General features: G+C 44.3%; 10 protein-coding genes. 7 read left to right on the forward strand and 3 right to left on the reverse strand.

The annotated features are described in order from the left end of the window. Positions 1-90: 90 nt before the first annotated feature. Complete coding sequence (locus ABR335_RS02200) at positions 91-1005, forward strand: diacylglycerol kinase (RefSeq protein ID WP_014096926.1); 915 nt, start codon at positions 91-93, stop codon at positions 1003-1005. A gap of 440 nt (positions 1006-1445) precedes the next feature. On the opposite strand, the gene putP is transcribed toward ABR335_RS02200, so the two are convergent. Continuing rightward, positions 1446-2924: a sodium/proline symporter PutP gene (gene putP / locus ABR335_RS02205; RefSeq protein WP_350346457.1), complete on the reverse strand. Its 1479-nt coding sequence runs from the start codon at positions 2922-2924 to the stop codon at positions 1446-1448. A gap of 191 nt (positions 2925-3115) precedes the next feature. On the opposite strand from putP, the gene rlmD reads away from it, so the two are divergent. The 4 genes from rlmD to ABR335_RS02225 all read left to right on the forward strand — a co-directional run bounded on the left by rlmD (position 3116) and on the right by ABR335_RS02225 (position 8116). Next, positions 3116-4486, forward strand: a complete 1371-nt coding sequence (rlmD, locus tag ABR335_RS02210; RefSeq protein ID WP_061575003.1) for a 23S rRNA (uracil(1939)-C(5))-methyltransferase RlmD — start codon at positions 3116-3118, stop codon at positions 4484-4486. 33 nt (positions 4487-4519) lie between these two features. Then, positions 4520-5560 carry a hypothetical protein gene (locus ABR335_RS02215; RefSeq protein WP_350346458.1) on the forward strand — a complete coding sequence of 347 codons (1041 nt, stop codon included), beginning with the start codon at positions 4520-4522 and terminating at the stop codon, positions 5558-5560. 144 nt (positions 5561-5704) lie between these two features. Continuing rightward, entirely contained in the window at positions 5705-7120 is a 1416-nt protein-coding gene (locus ABR335_RS02220) for an ISLre2 family transposase (RefSeq protein WP_285958547.1), read from the forward strand. Between the two features lie 348 nt (positions 7121-7468). Next, positions 7469-8116 carry a DEAD/DEAH box helicase gene (locus ABR335_RS02225; RefSeq protein WP_350346459.1) on the forward strand — a complete coding sequence of 216 codons (648 nt, stop codon included), beginning with the start codon at positions 7469-7471 and terminating at the stop codon, positions 8114-8116. 206 nt (positions 8117-8322) lie between these two features. Here ABR335_RS02225 and ABR335_RS02230 read toward each other — a convergent pair whose 3' ends face one another. Continuing rightward, positions 8323-9663, reverse strand: a complete 1341-nt coding sequence (locus ABR335_RS02230; RefSeq protein ID WP_350346460.1) for an IS1380 family transposase — start codon at positions 9661-9663, stop codon at positions 8323-8325. Positions 9664-10184: 521 nt separating this feature from the next. Beyond that, positions 10185-11015 carry a DUF1835 domain-containing protein gene (locus ABR335_RS02235; RefSeq protein ID WP_340703028.1) on the reverse strand — a complete coding sequence of 277 codons (831 nt, stop codon included), beginning with the start codon at positions 11013-11015 and terminating at the stop codon, positions 10185-10187. Positions 11016-11534: 519 nt separating this feature from the next. Here ABR335_RS02235 and ABR335_RS02240 point away from each other — a divergent pair. Together ABR335_RS02240 and ABR335_RS02245 are read left to right on the forward strand one after the other, a co-directional pair. Further along, entirely contained in the window at positions 11535-11885 is a 351-nt protein-coding gene (locus ABR335_RS02240) for a YwqH-like family protein (protein ID WP_350346461.1), read from the forward strand. 2 nt (positions 11886-11887) lie between these two features. Further along, positions 11888-12166, forward strand: coding sequence for a DUF5344 family protein (locus ABR335_RS02245; RefSeq protein WP_350346462.1), 279 nt, complete (start codon positions 11888-11890; stop codon positions 12164-12166). The last annotated feature ends 4 nt before the right edge of the window (positions 12167-12170 follow it).

Consider the following 12170-nt stretch of genomic DNA (forward strand, 5'->3'; position numbering starts at 1 on the left):
CGGGTCTGTTTTGGGGAAACTGTCCTTTGCCTGCGCGAAACGGGATTACATAAATACGCATGTACATCAACATAAATAAGGATGATGCGAATGAAACGAGCAAGAATCATATATAATCCGACTTCCGGCCGTGAAGCGTTTAAGCGCCATCTCCCGGATGTGCTGCAAAAATTGGAGGTGGCCGGATATGAAACGTCCTGCCATGCCACAACCGGCGGCGGGGATGCCATTAAAGCAGCAAGGAAAGCGGTTGAACGCAAGTATGATATTGTCGTGGCAGCCGGTGGGGACGGCACGATCAATGAAGTCGTCAACGGCATTGCCGAACAGGATTACCGGCCGAAACTCGGCGTCATCCCAATGGGTACGACCAATGATTTTGCGCGCGCCCTGCAAATCCCGCGTGATGTGCAGGCAGCAACGGAAATTATCGTAAAAGGCGATACCCTTCCGGTCGATATTGGGAAAATGAATGAGAAATATTTTATCAATATCGGTGGCGGCGGGCGGCTCACGGAACTGACATATGATGTGCCAAGCCGGCTGAAGACGATGCTCGGCCAGCTCGCCTATTATTTAAAAGGGATTGAAATGCTGCCTTCGATCCGCGCGACTCAGATGACGATTGAATATGACGGGAAGCTGTTTGAAGGCGAAGCGATGATGTTTTTAATCGGCCTGACGAATTCCATTGGCGGCTTTGAAAAACTTGCTCCGGACTCTTCAATCAATGACGGCCTGTTTACGTTAATGATTTTGAAAAAAACGAACCTGGCTGAGTTCATCCGGGTTGTTACCCTTGCGCTGCGCGGTGAACATTTGAATGACCCGAACGTCATTTACACCTCCGCCAGCCGCGTAAAAGTTCATTCACCGGATAAAATTTTATTAAATCTGGACGGCGAACTCGGCGGAGAAGCCCCTGCTGTTTTTGAAAACCTGTACCGCCATCTCGAAGTCTTTGCGCCGCTTGATAAAATCCGCCCGCAAGACAGGGTTGACTGACAAAAGAACGGGAAGCGGGCTTTTGTGAAAACACTGTCATCCTGGGTTTTTAGCAACAACCATCTTGGTAAAAAACCGGAAGCAGTCCCGGTTTTTAAAATCTGTGCCATCTCTGATTGGCAACATCCGCCCGCCGGACAAGGCTGACTGACAAAAGAACGGGAAGCGGGTATGCAGGTTGCCGGCTTTTGAAAACACTGCCATTGCGGGTTTTTAGCACCAACCGCCTTGGTGAAAAGACCGGAAAGAAGTCCCAGATTTTGGAAGTCTGAGCCATCTCTGATTGGAAATAATGCCTGTAGGACAAGATTAAACGCCGGAAGCATACACGCAGACTGCCGGCGTTTTTTAAATCTGTAGTCCAACCCGGCATTTTGTGCAACCCCTGCTCCATTGAAAAAGCCGGAAGCAGTATAAAAAGCTTCCGACGTTTTTTACAATCAACTTTCCTTTTTCATTGCGGAAAGGCTGTCATTAAATTCTTCTTCAATGCCTGCATGGTGTTTGTAGGTTGCGATGCTGATCACCATGCTGACAATCAGGTTAAAGGCAAAACCCGGTACCATGGAGTACAATTTGGCATCCATTCCTGACACGGTCCAGATAATCACTGTCACGGCACCCACAATCATACCGAAAAGGGCGCCCCAGTGGTTCATCTTGCGCCAGAACAGGCTCAAAAAGATCACCGGCCCGAATGATGCGCCAAACCCGGCCCATGCATAGCTGACAAGCTGCAAAATGGTGGAATCGCGGTTTAAAGCGAGCAATGCAGCGACAACAGAAACAACAAGCACCGCGAGCCTTCCGAAAAATACCGACTCTTTATCCGAAGCATTGCGACGGAAGAAGAGCTTATACAGATCTTCTGTCAGCGCACTTGAAGTGACAAGCAGCTGGGACGAGACGGTGCTCATAATCGCCGCAAGCACTGCTGCCAGCACAAATCCGGCAATGAGCGGATGGAATAAAATCTGCCCAAGCTGGATAAAAACCGTTTCCGGATTCTCCAATTTATGGCCGGGCTGATGGAAATAAGCGATCCCGATCAGCGCAGTAAGGGATGTGCCGATCAGCGATAAAATCATCCAGCTGATCCCGATTCTGCGCGCGCTTTTTGTTTCTTTTACCGATTTAATTGCCATGAAACGGACAATAATATGCGGCTGGCCGACATAGCCGAGCCCCCACGCGAGCGCGGAAATGATCCCCAATGCCGTTGTCCCTTTAAAAAAGTCAAGCAAATCCGGATTGATCGATTTCACGGTATGGAAGGTTTCAACTGGCCCGCCCGTTTTGGTAAAAGCGACAATCGGCACGAGCACGAGTGCGATGACCATGATCAGCCCCTGGACAAAATCAGTCCATGAAACAGCGAGAAATCCGCCGAAAAGCGTGTACAGTACAACCACGCCCGCCACGATGACCAACCCTACATAATAGGATGTATGGAATGAGTTTTCAAAAAAGACGGCTCCGGATACCATCCCAGAAGAAACATAAAGCGTGAAGAAAATTAAAATGACAAGTGCGGAAACAAGCCGCAGCATTTTGGTCGGGTCTTTAAAACGGTTTTCAAGATAAGAAGGGATCGTTATGGAATCACCGGCCACCTTTGTATAGGAGCGGAGACGCGGTGCCACAAGCCGCCAGTTTAAATATGCCCCGATCGTCAACCCGATCGCAATCCATGCATCGGCAAGCCCGGTCAGATAAATGCCCCCCGGCAATCCCATCAACAGCCAGCCGCTCATATCAGCAGCGCCTGCGCTTAAAGCGGCAACAGCAGGGCCGAGCGAACGACCGCCGAGCATATAATCATCGAGGTTGCTCGTCCGCCGGTAAGCCACCCAGCCGATCCAGAGCATCAGCACCATATAAATGGCGATGGAAATCATTTTTAATGTTTGATCACTCAAGAAGCGTTTCCCCCTTTGTTTTTGGTCCTTTCAACAACATTTTATCATCATAATATCTGTTTAATAAAGGTGTATTTTTAAAACCGGCCGAATATTCAAGAAAACAGTCTGCGGCAACGGATTGTTTTTCGCATTCAAGGCCGCTATATGTTAAAATTTTCGTAGCCATTAAGACGAAAAGGAAGACAGCCATGAAAAAAACATTACCGGTCCAAAAGAACGAAGAAATAGAGGTTGTTTTTGAAGATTTGACGCATGACGGCGCAGGGGTAGCGAAGGTGGACGGCTACCCGCTGTTTATTAAAAACGGCCTGCCGGGGGAGAAAGCTCGTATTAAAGTCATCAAAGCCAACAAGAACTACGGGATCGGCCGCCTCCTTGAGCTGTACGAAAAGAGCCCGTACCGTGTCGATATCCCGAAAGAAGAGGCGCCGAAATACGGCGGCTGCCAGCTTGCGCATATAAGCTATACCGGCCAGCTCAAGTACAAGGAAAATCAGGTGCGCCAGGCACTTGCCCGGATTGGGAAAATTGAAGGCGCCCGCATCCACCCGATTATCGGCATGGACAACCCGTGGCATTACCGGAACAAAGCCCAGGTGCCGGTCGGCGAAAAAGACGGAAAACTCGTAGCCGGCTTTTTCAAACCGAGAACCCATGAAATACTCGATGCCGATGAGAGCGTAATCCAGCTTCCGGCGGTAAACGAAGCTGTCCGGGCAGTAAAAGAAATCTGCCGGGAACTTCGCATCCCGGCTTACGACGAAGAACATCACAGCGGCGTCCTCCGCCACATCATGGCGCGTTACGGGAGGGAGACCGGCGAGCTGATGGTCGTGCTGATCACGAGAACAGCGGAACTGCCGCACCAGAAAAAACTCGTGGATGCGATTGTGTCGCGCCTGAAACAGGTGAAGTCAATCGTGCACAACGTCAACCCGAGGCGCACAAACGTGATTTTGGGGGAGAGAACCAAAGTACTGTGGGGAAATGAGGCCATTTACGATAAAATCGGGGATGTGAAATTCGCCATCTCCGCGCTTTCTTTTTACCAAGTCAATCCCGTCCAGACAAAGGTGCTTTATGATAAAGCCCTTGAATACGCGGGTTTGAACGGCAACGAGTCGGTGATTGACGCCTATTGCGGTATCGGCACGATCTCACTGTTTTTGGCGCAAAAAGCCCGCAAAGTGTTCGGAGTCGAAGTCGTTCCGGAAGCGATTGAAGATGCAAAACGCAATGCGGCGCTCAACGTCATCACGAATGTGGAGTTTGAAGCGGGCACAGCGGAAACGGTCATCTCAAAATGGTACGAGGCAGGCAACAAGGCAGATGTCTTAGTGGTCGACCCGCCGCGCAAAGGCTGTGATGAAGCCCTGCTGCAGACGATTCTAGAGATGAAGCCGAAAAAGGTCGTCTATGTCTCCTGCAACCCGGCAACACTGGCAAGAGACTTGCGGATCCTGGAAGACGGAGGATACCGTACAGCGGACGTACAGCCTGTTGACATGTTTCCGCATACGACGCATATCGAATGCGTGTCCCAACTCATTCTAAATTAAGGTAACTAAGCCTTAAACAAAGGAGCGATGTTAATGCGTGTCACTGAACTAAGAAAGCTTATTGAAAAATACAGTAAGGACGATTTAAGTAAGATTATTGTCGAATTGTATAAGTCAATTCCGAAAAAAGTGCGTGATGAAAAAACAGTTGACATGATGTTGGAAGATTTTCAGCGGTACAAAGAAGCCGAAAAGATGAAAAGAAAAAAAGTTAAGGATGTTAACGTCAATGATTTGGAACGTGAAATTGAGCAGTTGCTCCAAAACGCTTATAAGCAAAATTATGTCATCCCTAATCACTATGTCAGCAAAAAGGATCGTTCCAAGTGGCGATTCAAAGTCAAATCATACATAAAGCATTTGCAACAGGTACCCGTTGCAGGAAAGGAGGGAAAACGAGCTACAGATCTACTGGAAGAACTGTATGAAATGTTGTGTTATGGATGTGGCTATTTGATCTTTAACACAGAAAATCCCTTTAGATCTGTTGGTATTGCGCAAGTTGAATTATTCGATATTCTCCTAAAAAGAAAATTTAGTACCGGAATTAATAGTGAGTCTATAAGTTTTGCTATAAAACAAGTGATTAATTGTTATCTGGACATGGACACGCTGCGGTCAGATCTAATCAATGTATTCATTGCGAATCTGAGAACCGCAGATGCGAAAGAAATAGCTATTGAACAATGTCATCAGTTACTAATAGGACTGAAACAGCGAACGATAGCGCCTGCAAAGGAAACATGGGATAATCACGAATATAGCCGCGAGCGAAAAATAAATGATCTTGTTGAAACTGTTTTTAGGCTGAAGATAGCATTATGCGAATATGAGGCAGCCATCAGCTATTTTAAAAGTAATATCCAGCAGCGGTTTAAAGAAGTCTCATTATTTATCTTGCTCAATATGCTTGAAAATTACGATCAGAAAGATTATTGGCTGCGAGAATACGAAACGGCAGTAAAAGAAGGCATAATGCCAAGGGACGAGCTGCAATATACCTATCGATATTTAAAAGAAAAAGGTCAATTTAACGGCTTTCCGAAAGAAGTCTCCCATCCTCAAGGAATGTGAAGGTGCGAATCGCACCAATGAGTAGGTGGGAGATGAGTATGTGTAAAATTTTACTCGCAGGGGCAGATGAGTGGAAAAAAATAGGAAGACACTCTATCATCTAAATGTACACCATGAAATGAACATCTAGAGAGAGGTCTTCCCATGGATATTATATCAATAATTGCTGGATTATTAAAGGATACAAAGAGTCTTATTGAATTTGAAGAACAGGTTAAAATTCTGATGCAAAAAGTTTTTACACAATGGGTTGGGGACGTATTTGAGAAGTTAGATCAAACGATTAGACTGAAGAAACAGGCGGAAGGCTGGCAGTACTGCCGGAGTGATTACAGGAGCGTTCAGTTTCTATTTGGAAGTGTGAATTTTAAACGCTCATTCATGCATGACAAGAGAGGGGGTTCGCATTACCCTCTGGATGAATGCTTGGGGCTGGTACCACATCAGAGATACAGCCCGTTAGTGGAATTGAAGGTGGCAGAGCTGGCAAGCGAGAACACCTATCGGAAGGTAGCTGATGTTTTAAAAGAATGGACAGCAGTGAGCCTTAGTCACACAACTGTAGGGAAAATGGTGAAACGCGTAGGAAAAACACAGGCGGAAGCTGACAGGGCACTTGTAGAAGAGCTGGAAGTAGCTGCCTCACTGCCTGGTGGGAAGAAGGTAGACTATCTGTTTTCCGAGGCAGATGGTGTATTTGTCCGGGGACTGAAAAAGAAACAGAGTATGGAAGTCCACCACGCCATTCTCTATGAGGGATGGGAAGCCAATGGCAAAAGGGTCTCCCTGCGTCAGCCAACAGTTATCATGACGACGGAAGCAATCCAGACATTTTGGGATGAAGTGCAAGCCAAAGCTGCCAACACCTACTCTCTTGAAAAAGCGCATGTCATTACAAACAGCGATGGAGGTGCAGGGTATACAGCTGAACGGTTTCAAACAGCATTCTCACAGTCGGAATATCCGGTGCTCAACCAGCTGGATACCTACCATGTTGCACAAGCCATCGTAAGGACATTCGGGGGCGGAAAGAGCGAGATCAAAGAGCAAATTAGAAAAGCGATTAGAACGCATGACCTAGACCAATTCACATTGTATTTGGATACGCATGAAAGCACATTGACGGATGAAAAGAGCCTTAAGAAAGTCAAGGAGTTTCGTTCGTACATCCTAAAAAACTGGGACCGCATTTTTGACTGGAGGGACAAGGTAGAGAACGTGCCGGAAGGTGCGAGAGGCCTGGGGGCAATGGAATCAAATCAAAGGCATATCTCATTCAGAATGAAGAAAAGGGGGATGCATTGGAGTAAAGCTGGCGCCGAAGCCATGGTAAAGGTGAAACAGGGCATGCTTAACGGGACATTGCAGGAAACCTATCTGAAACACCGTTCAAGAAGCGCGAGAAAGCAACGGAGCTTGCAACAATCCATCAGGATGTCTCAACGATTCAAGCAGCCTGTACGCCCGTCAATCGGCGTAAAGCACGGATCAGTTTCCCTGCATTCAAGCCGTTCATCGGCAATGGGGCATTTAAGCAAAATATTAGAGCTTTCGTTTTAAGCCTGGTATGTGGGGGACTGATCGTTGATGCGCGCGAAATTTACGAGACTCCTGCGGGAAAAGCGGGCCAGGAGAGACCCCGCAGCGAGGTACGAGCGAGGAGGCTCGCCGGCCGCCCGCGGAAAGCGAGTGAATTTCGCGCGCATCAACACCCCCGTTATCAATCTATACGAAAGTGTACAAAAAGAGTGTCTTGGAATCCCGATATTTAAACCTTATCGAGAAAAACTTGACACATACGTAATTATTAGGTGAAATAGATAGACATCTTTGTAATATGGTAAAATAGAACTAATGATATCAATGGAAAGTATATTTGTACAGGATATTTGAAATGGGGGAGGTTAAATGAGTACATATTATCATAGCCAATACTATGCATATGAATTAACTAAACAAAACTCTTCTTCTTCAATTGGACGACTCAACCAATCGTTAATAAATGCAACGGTGGATTTAAATCCCCATCAAGTTGAAGCAGCATTATTTGCTTTTCGCGCACCACTTGAAAGAGGCGCATTATTGGCAGATGAGGTTGGATTAGGAAAAACTATTGAGGCAGGACTAATTGTTAGTCAATTGTGGGCTGAAAGGAAAAGAAATATTTTAATTATAGTACCGCCTCCTTTACGTAAACAATGGAGTCAAGAATTATTGGAAAAATTTTACATACCATCTATTGTTTTAGAAAATAAAAATTTTAAAGAGATGCAAGCTGCTGGAATAATGAATCCTTTTTATCAACAAGATATGGTAGTTATAACGTCGTTATATTTTGCGAAAAATAAAGCAATTGAATTAAGACGAGTTAATTGGGATTTAATAATTTTTGATGAGGCACACCGTTTAAGAAATGTTTATAAAAAATCTAATAAAATTGCTCGTGCATTACGTTCTGCAACAGGAGGTTTTCCAAAATTATTATTAACAGCTACTCCATTACAAAACTCATTAATGGAACTTTACGGATTACCTGAATCCGTGACGAAAATATAACAAACGCCGTTAATAGGTAGATTTCCCAAGAGTAAGGATATAGTGGTGTCCGACTATTCGATAAATGCACTTTTAGTGATTCAGTATGTGAAAATTTCCCTGTTTCACTCGTTTTTGTGCACGCCAAATAAACCTGTAAATTTCCATTTTTTGCAAGTTTTCGTTTTTTTATTTCTTTTTTCCTAGTAGTCTATTGATCGGGATGTTTAGTAAAAGGCTTGATACAAACGAGTAAAGACCGGTAACCATTTGTTGGTCTCCGCGACTTTTAATTTCCATTGCCGGCCACGGAAAACCAGCTTTGAGGCCAGTGTGATCATATTCTGGATGACGGTTCGGATTCTTCTTCTTCTTGTTGTTTTCTTTTTCAATGGCGTATCTTGTTTTTTCAAGCTTTCTTGTCCAATCAAGCGAAGCAGGTTATACGCAAATACACCGAAATGGAGCACAAGGCCATTCGTTTCATATTTGCCTGACGGCAGCCGTTCGAGATCCAGTTCTGATTTAATTTCACTATGGAACTGTTCGCAAGTGCCATGGTTATGATAAAGAGAGATCACCACATGAGGCGGCACTTCAAGGTCCGTCCAGTAGGTTTCAAATTCATACTCGGGAATTAAAAAAATTTGTCCGTCTCTTGAGATGGTTCTTTCGGTCACTTTAAAAACTTTTCGGATGCTTCGCTCCTGGTCCTTAATTTGAATGGTTTCGGGGATGGATCCAAGGTAAACCTTCTTTCCTTCCCGTTCTTCACAACAGATCCCATATTTTCGGGCAATGTACAGCCAGTCCTCAGCTTTTTCCTTACGGGGATTGCGTTTGATAATAAAGCTTGCATGGTTTTCTAGGAGAATAATGAGATTATCCCGGCTGTCATTTCCGGAATCAAGCCTGAAAAGCAATGGCTGATCTGTTAGTTTCCGGGCAGATTGAATGGTTTCCTGGATGAAATTTGGTGTACCTTTTTGGCAGTGGACACTTCCCTTTCGCATCTCAACATGCAGGCAGTAACCTTCCTGTCCCATGTAAGCGAACATAGGGGCATAACCGTCACAGCCTTTATAGGTTCTTTCTACCCCTTCCTTTTTTGTCTTGGAGTTATCGAAAGGGGAGACATCCAGATCAACCGGGATATACGGCTTGTCTTTGGCGTAAACCGGGCTGATTTCCGCATTTGTATGGCGAATCAGATCCAGCGATTCTTCGTGCAAGATCGTTTTCCATTTTTCCACCAAGGCGGCCTGGTCCAATCGTTGCCTGAGAGTCGGGCTGGAAGGAACCCTCTGGATATCCAAAGCCAGTGCAAAAAAAGCATCATCACGGAAGGTTTCAATATTGTCATAATCACTTTTTCCCTGGCAAAGCAAGCCGATATAAGATTTAGCCACATCGCCATTGGAACAAGCCGGATACCGGGAGATATCAGGGAGTTTATAGGCATTCAACCTGGAAACTAAATTCGTTTGATTTAGTAAATTTCCTACTATCGCTAAGCCAGCTTGGGCAACAATTCGTTCTTTTGTGGGTTCTATCACAAACTTTTTCATGAGATCACCTGAATGTGGAATGAATTTAATTTGTCTGATATACCAATTATACTAAATTTTATGCGATTTGTTTGCCTTTAAGCGGAAATTTCGTCACGGATTCAGGGAAAATTTAAAAGTAACATTACAGCAAATAGGAAATGATGATATTCACCTATTTGAAAGGGAAGATGACGTGTCAACCGTTGCGTATTGGTATCAAAATTGCGCAGAAGGGGCATTGGACCCGATTCCGGACAGGCGGGCAAGGCTGCCGCGTTAATTCACAAAAGTTGGGTATACTAAAGGCCCTTCCCCGGAAAAACCGGGGAAGGGGCAATGAAATAAATGTACTGTTTCATGGAATCATTAGTTGAAAAGAGGGAAAAAGATCTGCTGCTTCCTCTGTTGCTGGTAATCACTGCCTATTTAGAATCCGGTTCTCGCTGCAGTTTTCGTGCAAGACCATGGAGAACATTTTTATGTTATGATTCTGCATTTCTATTCCAGGAAGCAATCATTTATACTTTGCAACCATAATGTCAGCATTTAAGTCTTATGCTGTAAAAGCGCATCGCTTCAAGTCGGCCTTTCGATTCAAATACGCCAGCTTCAATTAGCTTTCTTACGCGATATTCGAGAAATGAATCCCCCACGTATTGGTCTAAATGCCCAATTACCTCACCAATGACCCGGGCTGATTTTATAAATGCTCTTTCCTTTCCTGTACCATGCAGTTTTTTTACTTTGCCTGTAATAAATTCATCGAAATAGTCTTCTGAAACGCCAAATATTCTTCCATTCTGCCAAATCCGTAAAGTCTCCCGGGTTTCTGCAAGATTAAGCCATTCTTTTTTCAAACTTATTCTATCATGGTCCGTTAACAGATTTCCAGTTCCATGTTCATATAAGTGTTGGAATTTTTCAGGGATCATTTCGCCTGAATGAAGCAATGTATATTTGACCTTTTTTACCGGAAATCGCTTTTCATACTCTTTTGACGTATTTATAACGGTTATATCAATATTTTTATCTTTTAAAAGATATACAGCAAATCGCAATCCTGCTTGTTCGTGTGCATTATCAGCGGCCCAAATTGTTACATGCTCCCCTTCAGCTACTGAGATGATCTGATTGAGTGATCTTTTAAATTCTTTGAGATAATCTGGAAGTTCATCAAATTCATCACTCATGCACTTTTCCATCCACTTAAATCTGGACTTAACTCCGATTTCCTTATTTAACTTGTAAATGGGGCCAATGGAAAATATATCCGAAAAGGAGATGACCTTATCCTTCTTGTCAAGCCCCATTTTTCTTAATGCATGTTTCAAGCTGCCTGAAGCGGAGGCACCAAATAGAATATGTATCATTCTTTATCTTTCTCCTTTAGTTTTGCCGTTTTCCTTCCCTCCATCCAAACCAAACCAGAAATTGCCCGAGAAACCTTCTATTGGATACAGATCGAATAGAAAACCTATCAAATCCTTCATGTGTCGTATATGATAAGAGAGATTCGTTAAGCCTTCAGGTGAATTGAACCACACCATTTATTTTTTTCTTCTATTTTAACATTTAATTTTGGAGAAAAAAGAGGTGATGCTTTTATGCCGAGTTATGCAAGATCTAGTCCCCCTGTAAACTTTTGTGTGCCACAATGAAAGATTGCAAAATGGCCATTCTAAAATCTGCATCGAATGGCCTATTTTATTGCCGTTATTTGGAAAATTTTATGGAAAAAGAATCAGATTGGCTTTCAAATAAGTGCATATTTCTGTGTTTTTCTTTCATCTCCCCCTTCCATTTACCTATGTGCCGCCGTTCACCAAATTGACAACGTTTCCGCTTCGCTGGATAATAAAACCAAAATATTACGAAATCCGGGGGTAAACATGAGTATCATTCCGTTAATGAATCTTCAACTCTCACAAAACCAGGAAGAATTGGAACGTCTGAAAAAAAGCAAACAGGCATTGCTGGAATCAAAGCACGCACTGGCGGAGAAAGAAAAGCGCTCTCTCCAGCCCGCCCTGTCCGCCTCAACCTGGGAGGGGCAACTCGCGAAGCAGTTCCAGGCAGTCCGAAAAAACGAACTGCTTGAAAGCTATAACGCAACGGAAAAGCAAATCAATTCAGCCCTGCAACTGCTGGACGAGAAAATCAGCAAGTTCACCACTCAAAACATCCAGATTGAAAAAGCCATCCAAGCCGAAATTGTAAAAATGCGCAAAAAAGAGGTGTGAAGATGGATGTCAAAATCCAGTTCGAATCAGTTGTAAAGTCGCTTGCAAAGATTCGCTCACAAGCCCAAAATTTGGACATTTCAATGGATGGCAGGGGTTCGTATCCTTTACCTTCCCTTCAGCAGCTTGCTTATTTGAACCAAAAACTGGAGAACCTGTTCACTGCATATCAGGCCGTCACATTAAAAAATGAGGCTGCAGCTAAAAAAGCCGTCCATGCCATGAAAGAATATGATGAACAATTGGAAAAAGGTTTCGAAGGCCGGGCGATGAGCAGGTGAAGCA

The organism is Heyndrickxia faecalis (genome assembly GCF_040267745.1).
Taxonomy (GTDB): domain Bacteria; phylum Bacillota; class Bacilli; order Bacillales; family Bacillaceae_C; genus Weizmannia; species Weizmannia faecalis.

Bases quoted from the DNA above. Each gene is read 5' to 3' on its own strand.
- ABR335_RS02200 (WP_014096926.1), top strand. From the start codon at position 91: ATGAAACGAGCAAGAATCATATATAATCCGACTTCCGGCCGTGAAGCG.
- rlmD (WP_061575003.1), top strand. From the start codon at position 3,116: ATGAAAAAAACATTACCGGTCCAAAAGAACGAAGAAATAGAGGTTGTT.
- ABR335_RS02215 (WP_350346458.1), top strand. From the start codon at position 4,520: ATGCGTGTCACTGAACTAAGAAAGCTTATTGAAAAATACAGTAAGGAC.
- ABR335_RS02220 (WP_285958547.1), top strand. From the start codon at position 5,705: ATGGATATTATATCAATAATTGCTGGATTATTAAAGGATACAAAGAGT.
- ABR335_RS02225 (WP_350346459.1), top strand. From the start codon at position 7,469: ATGAGTACATATTATCATAGCCAATACTATGCATATGAATTAACTAAA.
- ABR335_RS02230 (WP_350346460.1), bottom strand. From the start codon at position 9,663: ATGAAAAAGTTTGTGATAGAACCCACAAAAGAACGAATTGTTGCCCAA.
- ABR335_RS02235 (WP_340703028.1), bottom strand. From the start codon at position 11,015: ATGATACATATTCTATTTGGTGCCTCCGCTTCAGGCAGCTTGAAACAT.
- ABR335_RS02240 (WP_350346461.1), top strand. From the start codon at position 11,535: ATGAGTATCATTCCGTTAATGAATCTTCAACTCTCACAAAACCAGGAA.
- ABR335_RS02245 (WP_350346462.1), top strand. From the start codon at position 11,888: ATGGATGTCAAAATCCAGTTCGAATCAGTTGTAAAGTCGCTTGCAAAG.